General features: G+C 38.5%; 19 protein-coding genes and 1 pseudogene. 9 read left to right on the forward strand and 11 right to left on the reverse strand.

Translation table 11 applies throughout. The features are described 5' to 3' along the window. The first annotated feature begins 208 nt into the window (after window positions 1-208). On the forward strand, window positions 209-1,117 hold the full coding sequence (locus tag ACR65M_RS15210) for an alpha/beta hydrolase (protein ID WP_440273735.1): 909 nt from the start codon (window positions 209-211) through the stop codon (window positions 1,115-1,117). 13 nt (window positions 1,118-1,130) lie between these two features. Here the strand turns inward: ACR65M_RS15210 and ACR65M_RS15215 are convergent, their stop codons facing one another. Next, window positions 1,131-1,373, reverse strand: a complete 243-nt coding sequence (locus ACR65M_RS15215) for a DUF2552 family protein (RefSeq protein WP_341330961.1) — start codon at window positions 1,371-1,373, stop codon at window positions 1,131-1,133. Beyond that, window positions 1,357-1,701, reverse strand: a complete 345-nt coding sequence (locus ACR65M_RS15220) for an iron-sulfur cluster biosynthesis family protein (RefSeq protein WP_341330960.1) — start codon at window positions 1,699-1,701, stop codon at window positions 1,357-1,359. The genes ACR65M_RS15215 and ACR65M_RS15220 overlap by 17 nt, the downstream gene beginning before the upstream one ends. A 160-nt stretch (window positions 1,702-1,861) precedes the next feature. On the opposite strand from ACR65M_RS15220, the gene ACR65M_RS15225 reads away from it, so the two are divergent. Both ACR65M_RS15225 and ACR65M_RS15230 read left to right on the forward strand, forming a co-directional pair. Further along, complete coding sequence (locus tag ACR65M_RS15225) at window positions 1,862-2,065, forward strand: CDGSH iron-sulfur domain-containing protein (RefSeq protein WP_099360616.1); 204 nt, start codon at window positions 1,862-1,864, stop codon at window positions 2,063-2,065. 99 nt (window positions 2,066-2,164) lie between these two features. After that, complete coding sequence (locus tag ACR65M_RS15230) at window positions 2,165-3,958, forward strand: dihydroorotate dehydrogenase (RefSeq protein ID WP_440273722.1); 1,794 nt, start codon at window positions 2,165-2,167, stop codon at window positions 3,956-3,958. Between the two features lie 22 nt (window positions 3,959-3,980). Here ACR65M_RS15230 and ACR65M_RS15235 read toward each other — a convergent pair whose 3' ends face one another. Beyond that, a complete protein-coding gene (locus ACR65M_RS15235; protein WP_341330958.1) occupies window positions 3,981-4,529 on the reverse strand; it encodes a GNAT family N-acetyltransferase in 549 nt (182 codons plus the stop codon). Between the two features lie 256 nt (window positions 4,530-4,785). Between ACR65M_RS15235 and ACR65M_RS15240 the strand changes: the two are divergent. Next, a pseudogene (locus ACR65M_RS15240) lies at window positions 4,786-4,922 on the forward strand (iron chelate uptake ABC transporter family permease subunit); the annotation flags it as partial. Between the two features lie 245 nt (window positions 4,923-5,167). Here ACR65M_RS15240 and ACR65M_RS15245 read toward each other — a convergent pair. The 6 genes from ACR65M_RS15245 to ACR65M_RS15270 form a co-directional block, all read right to left on the reverse strand. Then, the gene (locus tag ACR65M_RS15245) at window positions 5,168-5,500 is read right to left on the reverse strand and encodes a YolD-like family protein (protein WP_121447967.1); all 333 of its coding nucleotides are present in this window, start codon (window positions 5,498-5,500) and stop codon (window positions 5,168-5,170) included. 319 nt (window positions 5,501-5,819) lie between these two features. Then, complete coding sequence (locus tag ACR65M_RS15250; protein WP_440273723.1) at window positions 5,820-7,082, reverse strand: Y-family DNA polymerase; 1,263 nt, start codon at window positions 7,080-7,082, stop codon at window positions 5,820-5,822. Window positions 7,083-7,252: 170 nt separating this feature from the next. Continuing rightward, window positions 7,253-7,753 carry a GNAT family N-acetyltransferase gene (locus tag ACR65M_RS15255; RefSeq protein ID WP_341330956.1) on the reverse strand — a complete coding sequence of 167 codons (501 nt, stop codon included), beginning with the start codon at window positions 7,751-7,753 and terminating at the stop codon, window positions 7,253-7,255. Window positions 7,754-7,767: 14 nt separating this feature from the next. After that, entirely contained in the window at window positions 7,768-8,808 is a 1,041-nt protein-coding gene (locus ACR65M_RS15260; protein ID WP_440273724.1) for a glutathione S-transferase family protein, read from the reverse strand. Between the two features lie 158 nt (window positions 8,809-8,966). After that, the gene (locus ACR65M_RS15265; protein ID WP_341330954.1) at window positions 8,967-9,761 is read right to left on the reverse strand and encodes an SDR family NAD(P)-dependent oxidoreductase; all 795 of its coding nucleotides are present in this window, start codon (window positions 9,759-9,761) and stop codon (window positions 8,967-8,969) included. Window positions 9,762-10,031: 270 nt separating this feature from the next. Continuing rightward, a complete protein-coding gene (locus tag ACR65M_RS15270; protein ID WP_440273725.1) occupies window positions 10,032-10,997 on the reverse strand; it encodes an MBL fold metallo-hydrolase in 966 nt (321 codons plus the stop codon). Window positions 10,998-11,702: 705 nt separating this feature from the next. Here ACR65M_RS15270 and proI point away from each other — a divergent pair. From proI to namA, 5 genes are all read left to right on the forward strand, one after another. Beyond that, the gene (gene proI, locus ACR65M_RS15275; RefSeq protein WP_440273726.1) at window positions 11,703-12,548 is read left to right on the forward strand and encodes a pyrroline-5-carboxylate reductase ProI; all 846 of its coding nucleotides are present in this window, start codon (window positions 11,703-11,705) and stop codon (window positions 12,546-12,548) included. A gap of 127 nt (window positions 12,549-12,675) precedes the next feature. Next, entirely contained in the window at window positions 12,676-13,869 is a 1,194-nt protein-coding gene (locus ACR65M_RS15280; RefSeq protein ID WP_440273727.1) for an MFS transporter, read from the forward strand. 94 nt (window positions 13,870-13,963) lie between these two features. Beyond that, on the forward strand, window positions 13,964-15,103 hold the full coding sequence (locus tag ACR65M_RS15285; RefSeq protein WP_440273728.1) for a CAP domain-containing protein: 1,140 nt from the start codon (window positions 13,964-13,966) through the stop codon (window positions 15,101-15,103). 56 nt (window positions 15,104-15,159) lie between these two features. Next, window positions 15,160-15,972, forward strand: a complete 813-nt coding sequence (locus ACR65M_RS15290) for a YybI family spore inner coat protein (protein WP_341330949.1) — start codon at window positions 15,160-15,162, stop codon at window positions 15,970-15,972. 103 nt (window positions 15,973-16,075) lie between these two features. Further along, the gene (gene namA / locus ACR65M_RS15295) at window positions 16,076-17,092 is read left to right on the forward strand and encodes an NADPH dehydrogenase NamA (RefSeq protein ID WP_440273729.1); all 1,017 of its coding nucleotides are present in this window, start codon (window positions 16,076-16,078) and stop codon (window positions 17,090-17,092) included. Between the two features lie 47 nt (window positions 17,093-17,139). On the opposite strand, the gene ACR65M_RS15300 is transcribed toward namA, so the two are convergent. Both ACR65M_RS15300 and nfsA read right to left on the reverse strand, forming a co-directional pair. Continuing rightward, complete coding sequence (locus ACR65M_RS15300; RefSeq protein ID WP_440273730.1) at window positions 17,140-20,337, reverse strand: SNF2 helicase associated domain-containing protein; 3,198 nt, start codon at window positions 20,335-20,337, stop codon at window positions 17,140-17,142. A gap of 27 nt (window positions 20,338-20,364) precedes the next feature. Next, window positions 20,365-21,114 (reverse strand): oxygen-insensitive NADPH nitroreductase, encoded by a 750-nt coding sequence (gene nfsA, locus ACR65M_RS15305; RefSeq protein ID WP_440273731.1) that lies wholly within the window; start codon window positions 21,112-21,114, stop codon window positions 20,365-20,367. Window positions 21,115-21,122: the final 8 nt, after the last annotated feature.

Raw genomic sequence — 21,122 nt, forward strand, 5'->3', positions numbered from 1 at the left:
ATCTCCTCTTTCCTAATAGGTAAAATTTAGTATTTTTGTATAAATTAATCATATCGTCATAAGGAAAATGGCATAATGATCCGGAGATTTATCTTGATGTAAGACTTAAGACTTAGGAAAATTATGGAGAATCATTAGAAAAAGTATATAATAAAGAGAGCTTACATTTTAATCGGATTTTTTGAAGGAGCGTTTTTTCATGAAAAGAATGAAAAAAATAGTTATATTACTCGGTATTCTCATCGGCTACATGGCCACAATTGGAATGATTTTTACAAACATTGTGATGTTTATGAAGAAGAAAACTGATGACGAAATTCTTGAGCGTGAGACGAGGGAAGGCCGTTTAACTTTGGATGAAATCCAGTCTATTCAAAAGGAGGACATTACCATCCAATCAAAATTCGGATACCCGATTAAAGGCTGGTTTGTTAAAGGAACGGAAAAAAACAGATTTATTATTATCTCTCACGGTGTAACTCAAAACAAATTAAATTCAATAAAATACATGAAGCTTTTCTTGGAACGTGATTGGAATGTCCTTTTATACGATCATCGACGCCATGGAGAAACTGGTGGAAAAACAACGAGCTATGGTCACTATGAAAAATTCGATCTAGAATCGGTAGTTACTTGGGTTAAAAAAAAATATGGGGAAAATAGTACCATTGGTATTCACGGGGAATCTATGGGGGCTGTGACAACTCTCCTTTACGCTGGGATGATTGAGGATGGAGCAGATTTCTATATTGTGGACTGCCCGTTTTCCGACTTTGAAGCACAATTGAAGTATCTTTTAAAAGTTGATTATAAAATTCCAGCTCCACTTGTTCTTCCCTTTGCCAATATATTTTTAAAGCTACGGGATGGATATAGCATCAAAGATGTTTCCCCCGTGTCCGTAATACAAAATATTAAAAATCCGGTATTATTTATCCACAGTGCTAAAGATGATTATATTTTACCCGAAATGACAATGGAGCTTTATAAAATGAAAGAAGGACCCAAGCAAATGTTAATTGCCGAAAGAGGAAAGCATGCATACTCTTTTGCTGATAACAAAGAGGCCTATGAAAAAGTAATTGATGATTTTTTTGCCAACTATGTAAGGGACTGATGTTTTCAGTCCCCTAACCTAATATATCTGTTATTTCTTTCAAGTTCTCACCAATCCAGGTTAAGGCGAGTTCAATCGTATCAAATTCCTGAACCTCAAAGGTTACTTCATCCTGAAGCAGCCAAACATCCTTTTGATCATGATTCACTCCTGCAATCGACCAGTGCAAGAGACTATACGGGTGATTATCATGTAAAAAAGAGACCCATGTTTTTTCTTCTGCAATATTTCGTATCGTTTTAAGCTTGGAACTCATGTACACCACTCATTTCTACTAACCGTAAACGCGGATTCAGAATCTCATTTGGACTTTTTAACATAAAACAATTTGCTGCTTCAATAAAATCAATAGTCATATTCTCATCTAAGAATACCATTTTAGATTTTTCGACGAATAATGGTTGATAATTTGTTTCAAGAACTAGATCATCTTCGTCCCCAGTGTCTACTAGCCATAATGCGGTAACTCCGCTCATCACACAGCCACAGCCTTCTGTTTCATATTTTAATTTTAACCTTTTATCTTTATTATTTATTTGGGAGTTTAGTTTTTCAATGGCACGTTCTGAAAATGTTATATTCATTTCGTTCTCCTCTTTCTTTCAATTTATGACTATTCTAACATATCTTGTTTCCAACTACATATCATTACAATAACTCGACACTTCACCAACAATTTGAGTTTTGGTAAATGTTGAACTACTATCAATAGTAATACAATTAGATTAAGGAGGTATTCAAGAGATGTCAAAGGTTACGATTAAGGTAAATGATAATGGTTCATTAAGGATCACAGGTGACGTTGATTTAGTGGATAAGGAAGGAAATAAGTTCCCAACAAAACAAACCTTCTCATTATGCAGATGCGGTTTGTCTAAAAATAAACCTTTTTGTGACGGTTCGCATAAGGGGAATTTCGAATCTGTCGTACGCGCACCAAAAGAATAATCCTTATTAGACCGAGTGCACTATGCATTCGGTTTTTTCGTTTTTAACTATTCTAATTATGATACAATACGGGTAAAAGCCTATCATGGAGGACGAAACATGCCTGATTGGTCGTATCATACACTATTTAAACCTATTTTAACTCGAATTTCTCCCTATCAATCTCGTGAATTTATCCACAGAGGTATGAATCTGGTTGCCTCCATTCCAGGAGGACATCGGTTCATTCATTTTCTTGGCAGAGAGGAATCTTCTGAACTAGTAAAAAAAGATATACAAGGTGTGAGCTATCCAAATCCGATTGGCCTTTCTGGAAAACTCGACCCGCTATTAACTGGTTCTAGAGCTTTTTCAAATCTTGGATTTGGCTTGATTGAAATTGGTCCAGTAACGAAAGAGCCCACAACGGATCCTACTCTACCAATCGTCGATTGGCAAAAAGAACAAATTGATTTTCCATTTAATTATGAATCTATCGGAATTGAAAAAACAGTTCAAAAGCTAAAAAAGTGGAAACCAATACAACCCGTTTTAGCAAGATTGGATGGAACGGGTGAAGAACTACACTATTTAATAATGAGATTAGAGCCCTATGTTGCTGCGTTTGTCACTTCTTCACCGGAACTTATTTTTTCAACAGATCGCCCTGTTTATCTGTCTGTACCAGCTGATAAAATGAGAGACTTGGATTTCAATCATGTTCAGACCTATTTTTCTGGAATAGTAGTAGATGAATCACCGAAAATACCGTATGAAAAATATAGAAGTGAATTACTAGATTCAATTTATTTTTTAAGGCAACTTGGTTTCTCCTTACCTGTCATTACAGTTGGCGGCATCGATGAACCTGCCGATGCACTTGCACTCTTCGAAGCTGGTGCAGATCTAGTTCTGCTTTCAGAAGGCTATGTCTTCTCTGGACCTGGCCTGACAAAGCGAATTAATGAAGCTCTTACACACAATCTTCAGCCTAAGCCTCCCGTTCACCCAGCATGGATTTGGTATTGGCTATTTGGATTGTCTATTCTTATTGGTGGAATAATCGCTGTTATTTTCAGTTTGACAACCATTATTCTCCCTTATGACGAGCTGTTTCTTGGGATGCCAAGGGAAGAGATCCTCTTGTTTAATGATCGGATTCTTTATTTTATGGCACATGACCGGATGACACTCGCTGGGACGATGGTTTCTGGTGGTATCGTCTATATGGCATTGGCACGTTTTGGAATACGCAACCAAATTCTTTGGGCGAAGCAGGCCATCGATTTAGCAGCCATTCTGGGGTTTTTAGGCATTTTCCTTTTTATCGGATATGGCTATTTTGATTGGTTACATTTGATATTTTGGCTTATTTTACTTCCCATTTATCTAATAGGTTTTATGAAAACAAGATCCCTTAAAGGGACCCCAACATCGCTTAACACCCGTAATCACCGCGTTTGGAAACATGGTATAATAGGACAATTTGCCTTTGTCATTCTTGGTTTTTCATTCGTGTTAGGCGGTATCGTGATCTCTATTATTGGAATAACTCAGGTGTTTGTAGCAACTGACATTTTATATCTTTGTATGCCCCCCGAGATGCTTGATTTGTTTAATGATAAATTGATATCAGTAATTGCTCATGATCGTGCGGGGTTTGGGAGTGCACTCCTCAGTGTTGGATTGTTAGTCCTAACGATTTCCCTTTGGGGATTTCAGCAAGGGAATAAATGGGTTTGGTGGACCTTACTCATTGGTGGACTTCCTGCCTTTTTCGCGGGGATTTGGATACATTTTGCGATTGGATATACAACCTTTATCCATCTGCTTCCTGCTTATTTTGCTATTTGTTTGTTCTTCATTGGACTTATAATGACGTACCGATTTTTTCATATGGGGAAGGATATGTAAAAGGAGCCTCAGAGGCTCCTATCTATTTTTCTGAATTCCAGTCTTTTGCAATCATGCCATATACAACATGGTCTACATAGTGGTCATAAAGCCACTCACTTTGTCTTATTTTGCCTTCATTCACAAAGCCTAGTCTTTCCGGAATCGACCTACTTTTATGATTTTCAACCGCTGCACGGATCTCAACTCGATTTAGTTTTAAGTGGTCCAGTGCGTAACCTGTCAATGCTTTTGCTACCCTTGTCATTATTCCATTTCCTTGGTATTGCTGACCAAGCCAGTAGCCGATAGCGGCTATTTTATTGGTCCAGTCGATTTCGTTGAAGCTTGCTACCCCAACGATTTCATTTTTATAAACGATAACGGTATGTAGTCCTTTATTTTCTGCATAGCTTTTCCTACATGATTCGATATATGCTTTTGTGTCCTCTACCTTCGTTGTCATCTCAAGCCATGGCAGCCATTCTCGTAGGTAGGCTCTGGACTGATCTGTTAATTCAAAAATTCGCTCAGCATCACTTAACTCTGTCAATTTTAAAGATAATTCCTCGTCAATTTTGTATTCAAACATACCCCTGTCTCACCCTCCATTCTTGTATCCTATTATTCTTCTACTCCTTCTCAATAAATTCCTTCAATCTAGTGAAGAACATATGATTTACTTATTAGTTCCCGATTCCTATGATTAAACATTTCATTATGGGATGAAACCATTGCTGCTTCATTCGCGTTTGGTTCAATAATTTTTTTGCTTTGTTTACAGCGTTTGTTGTATCTTGAAATGGACCAGCAATCAAGTTTACTTTACCGTCATACTCCCCTGCTGCAAAATTGGTGGGTGGCTTTATTATTTGCTGATACAATCGTGCGCTATATTGTGAAACCAGAAGGTATTGCTGCTGGAATGATGACTGCTCTTATAGGAGCACCTTATTTTATTTATCTTTTGCTGAAGAAAGCGTGATTTTTAAATCACGCCTTTTTTATAAAATGGCTGTTTTCGCAAACTTTGTTGTTTTTTATAACGTTGACTTCCGCTTCAGGTGGACGCTTTCCGCGGGCGTAGCTTGAGCCTCCTCGTCGCTGCTGCTCCTGCGGGGTCTCAAGTCTCACGCTTTTCCCGCTGGAGTCGCCACCTTACGCTCCAATCAACTAAGTTTACAATTTTATATCAAAAAGCAACAATCTTATAGAAAAGAGCCTATAAAATTAACCGGAAAAACGCAAATCGACTAACATGTTTGCTGGGATATAGTGAACTTCCCCAAATTTATCGACGACATGCAGTTTATTTTGTAGAGCATCATAATGATGGATAGTACCGAGAAGGAGTTTGTGGTGTTTCGCTTCATAATGCGTAATCACTAGTTCTCTCCCCTCCTCCATTGCCTCACAAAGAATGCCATTCATCTCTTCAATTTGCTGTTCATCAAGTTCTGGCTTTTGCTCATACGTGTCTTCTTCCGTCCAATCTCTAAGTATTTTTACATGCTCCGGCAGCATCATTGCTGTCCATTTTATAGATCCACGATCCCGTATCATTGCTAATCACCTTCTTTCTTACGTCTAGCTCCAGCACCTAGCCCCTCGAGGTCGCTTCAAGCCCTCCTGCGGCAGCAACCTAAGGAATGCTACGTGAGCATAACCCTCGCAAAAAATAAGCTTTGCTTATTTTTGAGCCTCCTCGTCGGGGTTCGGAGCGCTTGTCGGACTTGCACAGGACAAGGAAGGCTTCGGTAGCATAATCATCGCACGAAGAAAATACTCAGTATTTTCGAGGATGTGCTGACATCAACGTTTGCCACAGGACATGACGGTTTTTAGTCGATGTTCCTCTTTCCGGTGCTTGCGCTTTTGGTTTCTATTCCGCCTTATGTCCACCGACAAGCTTACTGCGGTGTCTTGATGTTCCGGCATTTGTGTAGGATACTGCACGCAGGATTGCATCGGAACCGTATTTCCCACGAATACCATCCATCACATAGCCAAGCTTATGCTGCTTAACTCGGTTGAGATAAAACAAATCCAATTGCATTTGTGTGTCATCTTCAATATTAGAAAGTGCAATTGAAATTTTACGGACTGTCTTCTGTGCATAAAATTTCTCAAATAACTCAAGACATACGCGGTACATCTCCATTGTGATATTTGTCGGAGTATCAATGGTTTTGGAACGATAAAATCCTCCGCCAAACTCATCACGGCTATAATGAATACCGAGGCTAATCGTTCTTCCTGCTTTTTTATGTCTTCGAGCACGCCTCGCTACCTCTTCGCACATTTCAAGAATGACATGTTTGACTTCTTCCGGATCTGGATAATCACGCATGAGAATTTGGCTTTTCCCAAAACTGATCTGTCCCTGTATAATTGGTGCACCAATTTCTGATAAATCCACACCCCAAGCATGGTAATAGAGCTGATTTCCCATGACTCCGAATTTTTTCTCAAGTAGTTCAAGCGGATAATGGGCAAGCTGCCCAACCGTCGTAATCCCCATCCCATTCAAAGTTCGCTCAACTCTACTCCCAATCCCCCACATTTCTCTTAGCGGCGAGACTGTCCATAGCTTTTCTGGGATATCATCATAGGTCCATTCTGCAATCCCCTTCTTCTTCGCCTCTAAATCTAGGCAGAGCTTCGACATCAGCATGTTGGGGCCAATACCAATGGCACAAGCAAGCCCATATTCGGCCTCGATTTCCTGCTTGATTTTACGCGCAATCGTTGTTGCGTCTCCCCATAATTTTTCAGTCCCATCAACCTTGATAAAACTTTCATCTACGCTATACACATGGATTGCATTTTTAGGTACATACCGGTTAAAAAGTCTCGTAATTTCCGTTGAAATTCGTAAATACATGGCCATTTTTGGATTTACAATTTTAATTCGTGGATCCTTAGGGATTTCAAAAAGTCTTGATCCTGTTTTTATCCCAAATTCCTTCTTTAGCTTTGGTGAAGCCGCAAGCACAATACTTCCCTGGCGTTCCGTATCTCCAACAACCGCTAAATAACATTCGAGCGGATCAAGACCTAATAAAACGGCAGCACAGCTTGCATAGAAGCTTTTTATATCCACGCACAAAATCTTTTGAACGGGCAACTGGCTGTAATCCACCATTTAACATCATCTCCAAAAAGAATATATGTTCGTATTGTATTCTTAATAATAGGAGAATATACGTTCGATTTCAATGGAAATTTCAAGAAGAATCCCAACGGTGTTTAAATCGAATACAGAAGGAACATAAAAAAACCAACACGCTTAGAAAAGCGAATTGGTTTTTTATCTTATAGGGTCAATCGAAACGCTTTGACGATAATCCCATCATTTGCAGGCTCGAAATCATATTGTGGCAATCGCTCGAAGCCGTGCTTTGTATATAGCTGAATCGCATGTTTCATGAATTCACCGGTATGTAATCCGATATGCTGGTGTTTTTTTGCTTTGGAACGATTTATACATTCATTAATCAAAGCTGAAGCTACACCCTTTCCGCGAGCCTCAGGATTTACCGCTAGCATTCGAATTTCAGGATAATCCAACTTCTCCAGCTGACCTTCATATGCGTCTGTTTTAGCAGGAAACAAGACTACACTCCCAACAATTTTTTCATTAAGCTCACATACAATAAGCTCAGAACCGTGAAGGCGGTCAGCCTCAGACGAAATTGCCTGCTTAAGAGCTTGCCAATGAGGAGCTGGAATTGCCTTTGAATGCTCAAGATAAGCAGCAACTCGTTGCTCTCGAATGAAATCTAATTCATCCTGTTTAGCATCACGAATTTTCATGTTTGGCATTTCACCTACCTTTTTATTAAAAACTTTTCTTTTTTATTGCTCAATTCTTCACGGTTATGTTCGGAAAACCATACCGATTCGTCTGGTCCTTTAGGAAGAATATTGACTTCTCCTTTTGTAGGGTCAATGGTGATGGACAGGTGGTAATGACGCTTAATTGCATCAAAATCGGTTGTTTCACCGAAACCAGGTGTCTGGAACAAATCGCGGGCATAGCCCCATAGATTAGGAAACTCACGAATTAAATTACGGTTTGTACGAAAAGCTGAATAATAAGCAGCATCAAAGCGAACCAAAGTGGTGTATAAACGGACATCCGAATCCGTGATAAAATCCCCAAATAAGAAACGATGCTTGGACAAACGCTCCTCTAACTCATCTAATCTAGCAAATAATTGATCATAGGCTTGCTCATAAGCCTCCTGAGAATGGGCGAATCCACATTTGTACACGCCATTATTTACATCATGAAAAATGACATCGTTCAATGCATCGATTTCTTCACGCAATGCACTTGGAAATAAATCTGGAGCATTTTCCTTGTGGAAAGGAGACCAAACCGTTTCAAAATAGTTGGTAAGCTTAAAATAATCATTATTCACAGCCTGTTTGGTTTCAAGATCAACCATGACTGGTACAGTCGGTCTACCTGTATAATCAGGGTCCGCATTCTTATAGACCTCACTCACATACTGAACACTAAGAACAGGATCAACTCCATTGTCATCTAAGGAAAATTCCCAATCTACACGCTCAATTCTTGGTCTCATTGGACTTACTTTCCCTAAGCTAATCGCGTTTTCTAATCCAAGAATTTTACGCACAATCACAGAACGATGTGCCCATGGACATGCTACTGACCAAAGTAAGCGGTAGCGGCCAGACTCGACGGGTAATTCACCAAGCTGATTTCCAAAAGGTGTAATAAAGCGATTCGTTTGACGATTGAAAGAACCATCGGCGTTTATTTCTACTGGTTTTATTGATGTGTCATTATTCGATTCAACAGGAATCGCACAGCTAAATGTCTGTTCATTTTGTGACATGTAATCCTCTCCCCCAAGACATATATTAAAACATAGTAACTCAATGTGTTTAATGTAATTTACTCATTATCTAAATTATACGTCAAGGAATAAGATTCAATTAACTTTTAAGTGTGAAAGCAAAAAAATACCCCTAATAAAAGGAGTATGAATGATACTTATTTTTTAAAAAACGCTTTGCCGCCTACTTTTTCAACGAGTCGAGGAAACAAGGTATAAAATACACTTCCCGCATTCATCCAGCCTGGCAGATTAATTTCCCGTTTGGGAGTCAGCATGGCATTTACAATTTTAGAAGCGACGAAATCGGGATCAAGCATAAACCGATTTACACTTTTCGCATATGTACCAGACTCATCGGCAATGTCAAAAAAACGCGTCCGAATCGGACCTGGATTTACAGCTGTTACATGGATATTTGTACTTGAAAGCTCCATCCGAAGGCTATTCGTAAACCCAAGTACCGCATGTTTTGTAGCCGAATAAACACTTGATTTTGGTGTCGCAATTTTCCCGGCCTGTGATGCGATATTAATAATATGGCCTGAGCTTTGCTGGATCATTGTGGGTAAAACCATCTTTGTACATGAAATGAGTCCAAATACATTAACCTCAAACATTGCTTTCATCTGCTCTATTTGTGCATCCACAACATTGGCAAACACACCAAAGCCAGCATTATTAACAAGCACATCAATCGTATCTACATTGCGTAATATGTCCTCAAAGACATCTTTTACATTTTCTGTATCACGAACATCTAGCTTATAAAATAAGCAGTCGATATGGTATTTTTCTTTAATGTTTTGAGCTATTTTTTCTAACTGATCATAGCTCCGGGCTAAAAGGATTGGATATGCGCCTTGCTCTGCAACAAGGTAGGCAATTTTTTCGCCAATCCCGCTCGAAGCCCCAGTAATCACAATTTTCTTTCCTTTAAGTCTAGAATTCATTCTGCCTTTTTCACCTCAAAATTAATCAAATGTGCCTCGGCGTATTTGCGCCACATTTTTAGGCCCACAGGAAGTGGGTCATAAAGACGTTGCCACAGGATGTGGCGTTCATAGTCTTTGATCTTACGGATTGTATAATTTCATTTAAAAAATCGGGACACCCGCTGGAGGCTTAACTTTATTCAATCAGGATTAAGAACTACCTACTTATATAATATACTAATACAAGTATTTAACTAACCACATGTTGAGGAATCCTATTGAATAAAGTTAATTGGCGTGATATATATGTTGTCCGTTCACGACTTCTATCGTAATTTCACCAATTTCTTCAAGGTAGTCAAGCTGTCCAACTGTTTCAGATACCGTAAAGAGAGGTTGCTTTAAATATACTTTTGGGAATAACTTAGTACACACCTCAAAGGCAGTCATTGGCTTTTCCTTAATCATTTGTAGAACGTGATATGCACGTTCTTTTTGTGAGACAAATCTCTTTTGAATAAGCTCATGAGGATTCATAATATCAGCTCCATGCCCCGTTACAACCTTAGACATGTCAAGTGATAGAAGTTTCCGTAAAGAATTATTGTACTGGATTAATGGTCTCGGTCTAGCTGTTTCACCAAATTGTGGTGGTTCAAGCAAGGGATTTGGTGAGATTTTAGCTAAGAGAGTATCTCCTGCAATAAGCATTCCATCCTCTTCGCGGTACAAAACAATATGGCTTTGTGCGTGTCCTGGCGTTTCTAACACTTTAAAGCCTGTCATACCTTCGATGAGATCTCCTTCTTCTATCGTTTTTGTAAGAGATCTACAACAAGAATATGCAAGTTCTTCATCCATATCGATTAAGTTGATAAATGCGGGATCAAGACCTAATTGAAGGAATAACTCTTTATAAAACGGTTCATTCTCTACAAAGAATTGCTTATCCTGACTAATCCATGGCTGACTTTTGGGGTGACCAATAATCGGGATATCTTTATTAAAATAATCGAGAAGCCCTACATGGTCCGGGTGATGATGAGTAATCACAATTTGGTCAATATCTGATGGTGTATAGCCTAACTGAGCAAACTGCTCAATAAAAGATTGCCACGCTTCCTCCGTTTTTGCACCAGCATCTATTAATGTTAAAGCTTCTCCCTTCACAACATACACATTTACATCTCCGACAGCAAAAGGTGTTGGCAGGGTTATTTTAAAAACATCCTTGGTCGTTTTAAGTTTATTCATAGATAAGAAATCTCCTTTGTGCTATATCAATAAAATCGTTACATTTATCCAGTTTTAGTTTACCTTTTTCATCTGATTTTGTCATTATATTCGAATAACTTCTCTATTATGTAACCGAAATTAGGCTCGTTTTACAAAAAGAAGGTATTGACATCCAGATAAAATCAGTTCATAATGACCATTAATATAAATTTCGTAAAGCAATGATTAGGACTAGTAAATCATGTAATGGCAATAAGAGAATGAGATCCACCGGCTGAAAGATCTCATAGCCCACTTCTTGATTGAACCTACCTATGAGCTGTTAGGAAAACCTAACCGTCTCCCCCACGATACGGGTTCGAGTGGAACATCGAAAAAATTAGTTTTTCAAGATGTTAAGTAAGGTGGTACCGCGGATAGCAGACCTATTCCGTCCTTTGACAAGGATGGAGTAGGTCTTTTTATTTGGCTTTATTCGTAAACTTTTTTATTGCTCTTAGATCAGAATATTATTATACATCCAGTGACTTCAGTGGATGGATGGTACGAGATCCTCGAAAATGCTTGCATTTTCTTCGTGCGATGTAGTTTCGAGGAAGCAATTCAACGTCCTGCGGGAATAGCGAGCCAAGCTAGTACCAGGAGCGGAAATCACCCTAGATCTATAAGCAGAAAAATAGCTTTTATTTTTCAATGCACGTTATTAATTACGGAGGGATAGTTATGGAAATGAGACAAAATATCGTGTTTGTTGGAGCCGGATCAATGGCTGAGGCAATGATTTCTGGAATGCTACAAAAGGAGCTCTTCTTACCCAATCAAATTTCTGTAATAAATCGCTCCAATTATGCACGATTAGAAGATCTAAACAAAGAATATGGTGTAACCATAAGTCAAAACAAACAAGAAACAATTGAAAATGCTGGAGTCATCCTCCTAGCGATAAAGCCTAAGGACGTTGCGGAAGCTGTTTTAGCAATTAAGGATCACGTCAATGAGAACCAACTCATCATCTCTGTCTTAGCGGGAGTATCGACTACAACCATCACCGACTTATTAAACAAAGAAGTTGCCGTAGTCCGCGCTATGCCAAATACATCTGCAACTATTGGAAAATCAGCTACTGCCTTATCTGTGGGAATGTACGCAAACGAAGACCATTTACTCATTGCACGACAATTATTTGAAACAATTGGGATTGTTACAACGGTCGCAGAAAAAGATCTTCATGCAGTCACGGGGCTTTCTGGAAGTGGTCCTGCATATGTATATTATTTAGTGGAAGCAATGGAAAAAGCAGCTGATGATATCGGTCTTGAAAAAGCAATTGCTAAGGAATTAATCCTTCAAACGATTATTGGTGCAGCAGAAATGCTAAAAAGTTCACCAAAGCCACCTGCCCTCTTACGAAAAGAAGTAACAAGTCCAGGCGGCACAACCGAAGCCGGTATAAAAGTATTGGAGCAATTTAACTACCAACAAGCAATGGTTTCTTGCATAAAGCGTGCTACCGCTCGCTCTGCAGAACTTGGTGAGGCTATGCTCCAATCTGTTTCGGAAAAGAACTAGATGTATGTTTCAACGTCAGTAGGATCTTACCAGCAAAGAAAAAGTCATTTACTTTTGGTAGGATTTTACTGACATTTTTGATATACTTTATTTAGAGTACCGAAATAAATCATGATGGGGAGATTCTATGAGTGCACCACTTATAAAAGAGACACCACCACAACTAAGTACGACTACAGAAAAAATTTGGACCCGCGATTTTACCCTAATCTGCATATCAAACTTCTTTATTTTTCTCGGCTTTCAGATGACTTTGCCGACAATCCCACTATTTGTAGAACATCTTGGAGGTAATGAACAGCTCATTGGATTAGTCGTTGGAATTTTTACCTTTTCCGCACTGTTAATCAGACCCTTTGCTGGCCATCAACTAGAAATAAGAGGACGACGCTTCGTATACTTACTTGGTCTTGCCATTTTCGTCCTATCTGTTGGCACCTATGGAATCATTTCAAGCTTACTCTTATTATTTTTATTTCGAATGGTTCAAGGGATTGGCTGGGGCTTTTCAACAACCGCTTCGGGAACCATCGCAACAGACTTAATTCCTGCCAAAAGACGTGGTGAAGGAATGGGCTATTTTGGTCTATTCGGAAATATCGCACTAGCTTTTGGTCCTTCGTTAGGCCTTACACTTGCTGGTACAATATCCTATACAAAACTCTTTTCCATTTGCGCCATTTTAGGTTTAGTCGCACTCATCCTATCATCTAGAATCCACTATAAAAAAACTGAACCAGTAAAAGAAAAACCTAAAAAATGGGACTTCTATGAAGAAACTGCGCTCCCTCCTTCGATTCTATTATTCTTTATAACTGTTTCATTTGGAGGAATTGCAGCCTTTTTACCTTTATATACTGTACAAAAGGGAATATCCGGGATTGAATGGTATTTTCTTTTATTTGCAGTTGCTCTAATGATTTCCCGAACCTTTGCTGGCCGCCTTTATGATCAGAAGGGACATCGTGCCGTGTTTGTACCAGGTGCTTTTTCAATTGTATTAGCTATGTTACTATTAGCCTGGTTACCTAGTAGTCTTGTCCTTTACATAGCGGCTTTTATGTACGGTTTAGGTTTCGGTGCATTGCAGCCTGCCTTACAAGCATGGGCTGTACAAACGGCTCCTGACAATCGAAAAGGGATGGCAAACGCAACCTTTTTTTCTTCTTTTGATTTAGGAGTGGGGATTGGTGCGATTGCTTTTGGTCAAATCGCCTATTTATTAGGATACCAATCCATTTACATCGCCTCTGCACTATCTGTGTTAATTTCCATTTTGCTTTATTTTACATGGATTGGAAAAAATAATACTACAACTTAAGGGGCAATAGTCCCCTTTTTCCTTTTTCATCTTAAATCCCTTATCGTTTCGAAAAAAATTGGATAAAATGAATCTTAGGGATGGAGGTTGACTTATGAGGAGAATTCTTCTATTTATATCTTTTTTATTTTTCCTATACGCCGGTTGGACAGTATTAGATAAACTAGCTGCAAAAACTGATAATCAATCAGTTTTAAATACTATTACAACTGAAATCGACAGAGTATCTGAATCTGAAGAACTTGCAAATATAAAGAACAAACTGAACGAAGGCATACAATATATCGAAACATTATGGCAAACCTTTGAAGAAAAGGCACCAGAAAATTCGATTATCGACAAAAATAAAGTGAAGAAACCAGAATTAGATACACCAAGTAAACAGGCCTTTTCAATTCACAATATCGAGCTTGGGGAAAGCAAACAGAAAGTAGAAGCAAAACTTGGGGATCCAAAACGAGTGTCTTTAAATGAATATGGAACGAACTGGTATACGTATCATGAAAACTATCAAAATTTTATGTTGGTGGCTTTTGACTCGGAGAATAAAGTTGTAGGTTTATACACAAATCAGGACCTCATCTCATCGACAAAAGGAATCAAGTATGGAACACAAAAACAGGAAGCACTTAATCTACTGGGGGAACCAATGACGCGAATTCAAAAAGGATTTGTGTACTATGAATTTCAACAGGACCGGGACTATGATGTCTTCCACATAGATAACACCTATGTCACCCTTTTTTATGATAAACATCAGAATAACACGGTGACCTCGATTCAAATTGTTTCAAAAGCTCTAGAGCAAAAAAGAGCCGATTTTTACACAGATGCAAGTGATCAGTTGAAAGAAGGGTTCGAATATCAATTATTTGACCTAACAAATGCATCTAGAGTAAATCATGGACTAGGCGTTCTATCTTGGGATGATCATGTGAAGGAAACGGCTCGAAAGCATAGCTTAGATATGGCGAAAAATGATTATTTTAGCCATACTAATTTACAAGGACAGTCTCCGTTTGATCGAATGATTGAGGATGAAATTTTATTTACCATTGCTGGTGAAAATCTCGCTTATGGACAATTTAGCAGTATTTTTGCCCATGAAGGTTTAATGAACTCAATGGGACATCGAGAAAATATTTTAAAAAAGGAATATAAATATTTAGGTGTGGGAGTCGCCTTTAATACGGAGTCTCACCCCTATTACACTGAAAACTTTTACACAAAATAAGGCATTTCACCTATATCCCTCTCAATTTTTGGTTATCCTACCAAAGAGGTGATTTTGTGAAACTGATACGTTTTTTACTTTTTTTAGGCCTTCTTAGTGGCTTTCACAGTGTAACTCTTGCCGGGCAAAACGATGTTGAATATGGCCCTTTTACAATTATTCAAAAAGAGTATGTTGATTTAGACGGTGATGGTAAGAAGGACATCATTGAGCTTTACGCACGAAAAAATCAATATAACCTTGCGAACGAATGGTCTTTAAAAATCAATGGGGACCAATTAGGAACCTATCATAATAAACAGGATTTATATCAGCTGGCTGAAATGCAGTTTGCAGATGTCATTCAAAACGGGAAACAGGATATTCTCCTCTATTTTCGTTCAATCGGAAGTGGCGGTATCACTGGTCTAACTGTCCTAAGCTATACAGGTGAAAAAGTGGAGGAAATCTATACTGACCCTAATTCTTCAGGATGGTTTGATGAAGCAAAAAAGCGTTATTCAATGAAATACACTGGCGATTATCAGATTGAATTTATAGATAAGCAAAATAGCCTGGAAGCAATCATTCCATTATCAGAAGAGCGCTACCGTGATTTTCCTGATAAAAAAGAACTGCGTGATCGACTTCAAGAAATGGAGACATGGGTAGATCCAGCTTCGGGATATCGTTTCGATAAATTAACCAAAATGAAGCCGCAAGAAATTGTTGCCATCCAGGCTGTTTCCGGAATTGCCCACTATGACATAATCGCTTATCTCGAAACAAGATATATATTTAATAAGCAAAATCAAAAATACATGCCAACGAAAGTGGCACTCATAAGTAAAGAAACAGGAAAGAAATTAGCTGAAGCCCCTGTTAAATAAAGAAAGGCATCGACGAGATAAAGTCGATGCTTATTTTTTTAATATGCATAACTAAAATGATATAATATTTAGTATTACGAAATACATAGGAGGCTTAAATCACATGGAATCAGGATTATTCTCACCCTATACAATTAAAAATGTTACCTTAAAAAATAGAATTGTTATGTCACCGATGTGTATGTATTCCAGTCACAATGAGGATGGGATGCTTCAGGATTGGCATTATACCCATTATGTTAGCCGTGCTGTTGGTCAGGTAGGGCTCATCATGGTAGAGGCAACCGCAGTAACCCCGCAAGGAAGAATCTCGCCACAGGATTTAGGTATTTGGAGCGACGATCATGTGCCAGGATTAAAAAAGCTAGTTGAAATGATTAAAGCATATGGCTCAAAAACATCCATTCAAATTGCCCATGCCGGACGAAAAGCAACAGTAACAGGAGATATTGTTGCTCCTTCTGCCATTAGATTTAATGAAAGCTACAAAACACCAAAGGAATTATCGATAAATGAAATAAAAGAAACAATCGCTGCATTCAAGGATGGAGCAAGACGCGCAAAAGAAGCTGGCTTTGATATTATTGAGATCCATGGGGCACACGGCTATTTGATAAATGAATTTTTATCTCCACTTTCAAATAAACGTGAAGATGAATATGGCGGGAGTCCCGAAAATCGCTATCGCTTCCTAGAAGAGGTAATCGAAGCTGTTCAAGAGGTATGGGATGGTCCACTATTTGTTCGTGTATCAGCAAATGATTATGCGGAAGGTGGTTTGACTCCTACCGATTATGTACAATATGCAAAACGCATGAAAGACCAAGGTGTGGATCTAATCGATGTCAGCTCTGGTGCTGTTGTTCCAGCAAAAATTGATGCATATCCAGGCTACCAGGTTGGTTATGCAGATAAAATTCGCAATGAAGCCAATATCCCTACTGGCGCAGTTGGTTTGATCACCAAAGCTGTTCAAGCTGAAGAGATATTAAAAAATAATCGGGCTAATTTAATATTTATTGCTCGAGAATTATTACGCGACCCTTATTGGCCAAGAACGGCTGCAAAAGAGCTTGGTGTTTCAATTGATAGTCCAAAACAATACGAACGCGGATGGTAATAATAATTAACAAAAAAATCGACAAGTGCCTTTGCCTTGTCGATTTGTTATATCATGAGAAGTTCCCGGATATCTTCTTCTGTCAATGCCGTTTTTTCCTCAGAATCAATAAGATCCGTAATAAGGTCACGCTTTTTCTCCTGTAATTCATTCATCTTTTCTTCGATTGTGCCGCGTGCAAAAAGCTTAATTACTTGGACTACCTTTTTCTGACCGATTCGGTGGGCACGGTCAGCAGCCTGTTCCTCGACAGCTGGATTCCACCAAAGGTCATATAAAATGACGGTATCCGCTCCTGTCAGATTCAGACCCGTTCCTCCTGCTTTTAAAGAAATTAAAAAGAGTTCTCGTTCTCCAACATTAAAACGTTGACATAATTCCACTCGTTCCTCTGTAGGTGTTTGTCCATCAAGATAGAAATAAGTATACCCCCTACTAGATAATTCCCTACCAATCAGTCCAAGCATTTTCGTAAATTGTGAGAAAATCAAAACTCTCCTTCCAGAAAGTTTGGATTCCTCGATAATTTGTAAAAGTTGCTCAAATTTTGCAGAACTCCCCTTATAACCATCCACAAATAAAGCAGGATGACAACAAATCTGTCTTAGTCTGGTGATTCCAGCAAGGATTCGTATCCGATTCTTTCGTATAGTATCTTTATCAAGATGCTTTAATGTATCATGACGAAGCTTCGCTAAATAGGCAGCGTAAAGCTTCTTTTGTTCTGGTAAAAGTTCAGATGATTCAAGGATTTCAATTTTCTCCGGTAGCTCTGCAAGGACGTCTTCTTTCACACGACGAAGTAAAAATGGGCGAACCTTTCTTGCGATATCTTTCCTTGATAGATGACTATATTCCTTTAACCCCTTAAAAAGCTGTGGAAAAACAACATAGTAAATGGACCAAAGCTCTTCAATTGAATTTTCAACCGGTGTTCCAGTTAATCCAAAACGATGATCTGCTTTTAGTTTTTTAACAGCTCTTGCAGTTTGGGTAACTGGATTTTTAAAGGCTTGAGCCTCATCGAAGAAAACGGTATGGAAGTTAATAGACTCATACCATTTAATATCACGTCTCAATAACGGATAGGATGTGATAAGAACATCCATGTCCTCACATTCTTTTTGTAGAGCTCTTCGCTCATCCTTTTTGCCATCAATTACAATTGCTTGAAGTTCAGGAGCAAATTTCAAGATTTCATGGAGCCAATTGTATGTTAACGATGATGGGCAGACAATGAGAACGGGCTTCTTATTTTCCCGAATCTTTTGAAGCTCAGAAACAATAAAAGCAATACTCTGTACTGTTTTACCCAGTCCCATATCATCCGCAAGTACACCACCAAATCCATAACTTGCGAGAGTTTTCAACCATTTAAAGCCTTGCTTTTGATAATCTCGTAAAATGGTATCTAAATGATGAGGGACTTCTATACTCAAATGACTAGGATTTCGAATGGAATCAAGAAAATGGCGGAATGATTCCTCTGCTGTATAGATTTCATCGTCATCGAACGAATCCAAAAGAGGTAAGGCTTCCATCATTGGCATGTTTAAAGTTGCTTCAAAATCATCGTCCTGAATTGGAACAGCCTTTAAAAATCGCTGAATTTCCTCCATCTCCCTCGTTTCAAGTGAGAGCAATGAACCATTTTTCAAGCGGTAATATTTACGTTTTTCCTCAAGGGCACCTAAAATTTCACGAATTTCTTGGTCTGCAATGCCCTTCATCTCAAATTTAAACTCAAGCCAATTTGTACGTTCTTTTTTTATTTTCACCCTTATTTTCGGATGTTCAGTTTTAGGTAAAATGCGATTTCGAATAGCTGTCGTAGCAAAAATCTGACAGTGAGGTTGCAACTTTGGAACGATATGATACAAAAACTCATATTCAAGTTCCTCATTATGCATGTAATACCCACCCTCCGTCTTCGAAAGACCGCTATCATCCATAATTCTTAAAATCTCATCCTCTTTTTCTATATCCCTAATTACCATAGGTCCTGTTGGGATATCACGATTCTCAAGAGGTTGGATGATGGTATTTTCATAGTGAAACTCAAGCCCTGCCAGCAGTTTGTTTCGAAGTCGATCCAAGTAAAGCTTAGCAACAAGTGGAGTTTTCAAAAATTCTTTGGAAATGGCTTGAGACATATGAACGACACCAATTTTTTTCAAGCTGGGTACGATTGTTTTTAGAAAAAATTGAGTTTGTTCCTTTGGAATTGGAATATGATTAGCACCTGGATTTACGAGCATGTTCTTTAAATCAAATAAGCGCTCACAATCTTGTTCAGAAATTTGATAGAGCCGTCCTTCACTTAACACTATATGATAGGATTTTAAAATAATCATTCTGTTAAATCCTTGGATGGTTAATTGATAGTCACTTTCTTGCCCTTCTTCAAATGAAAAATGCAGTGGTGGTGGTCCCTCTTCGATTTGAAGGCCTTCATATGTATTATCTTTGTTTTCCATATAAACAGACGGGCACTTAGATAATAAAGGTACGAGAACTTTCCAGGAAGATGGCGGAATTAACAATATTTCACGAGTTTCCAGATCATCTAACGAGTTTACTTCAAAATAAACTTTTTCATCCTCAGTAACTTTAATCAATTGGTGAAGTAGAGTATCTACTTCATATAAAAAACAATGGAGATTTGGATCATATGAAAATTGTTCAGATATCAAACTAGTCTTTCCTTGTTTGATATTCTCAAGAAAAATACGAATATCATGTACCCCTACCTGTTCAATTCCTATTTCCAATCCAATTAAGACTTGCTCATTCGAAACCTTAACGGGCTTACATATGAATCTAACGTTGAGTACTTCTCTTTTTTCAAAGTGAAGCTGATGGCCACTAGATCGTAACGGCCGATTTGTAAATAATGTCATGAAATCATTAGTCAATTTTTCGTTAGTAGAAGTTTGAATTTCACCGAAAGCTAATGGTTCTTGATTTTGCTGTTCATTTATCGCAATCAAAACGGCAGCAATATGCTGACATTCCTTGTCGAAATTAGCAAGGGATGGACAACTGCATGTAGTCACTACTTTTCCTTGTCTATTTTTTTCAATTGTTACGTGAAAGTCCTCTGCTCCTTTAACAATGGCCTTGCATTTATTTGATCCATATTCAGTTAATAGAACCTTGTTTGTTCGATAAAAAGCGTCCCCTCTTTTAAAGGAGACGGTTCCACACATTTCCTTTATCAATTTTTGATTGATTTTGATATCCATGGATTCCGACTCCTTTCTATCCTAGGTTTACTTTTGATTTAGGCCTTGTCCTTTAACAAAATCCTTCATATACATCCGCTTTGGATTTTCAAGCATGTTTGCCATCTGCCCTGTCCATGTATCTGAGCGTTTCCCATTTGTACGTGCTTGATAATAGGCTGAGATAGTTTGGTTGTAGGTACGCAGCTCTTGTTTAAATAAGTCTTCATCCTGGTTATATTCACCTTCATGATAAATATGCTCGAAAGGAAGACGTGGTTTTTTATCAGGCATTTGGGCTGGATAGCCCACCGCAATTCCGAAAAGAGGTATCACAAATTTAGGGATATGTAGGAGTTTGCAAACCTCGTCTAGATTGTTACGCAGTCCACCAATATAGCAAGCACCCAATCCCATTGATTCTGCTGCAAGTACTGCATTTTGAGCAGCCAATGCAGCATCTATTGTAGCGACCATAAATTTCTCTGTACTCTCCAATGAAGTCGATAAGTCCTTTTCCTCCATTTGGCTTATAACCTGGTGACGATGTAGATCTCCACAAAACACAAAGAAATGACCATTCTCGGCAACATAAGCCTGGTTACCAACGATTTCCGCGAGCTTCTTCTTTTTATCTGGATCTTTCACGCCAATTATGGAATAGGCTTGGATAAAACTAGATGTTGAAGCTGCTTGGGCACATTCAACAATCGTACGAATTTGTTCATCTGATAATACTTTTTCTTCAAATTTACGAATCGAACGGTGATTCATAATTGTTTCAATAACGGTATTCATGGTTATAT

It is taken from the genome of Ferdinandcohnia sp. SAFN-114, assembly GCF_059415045.1.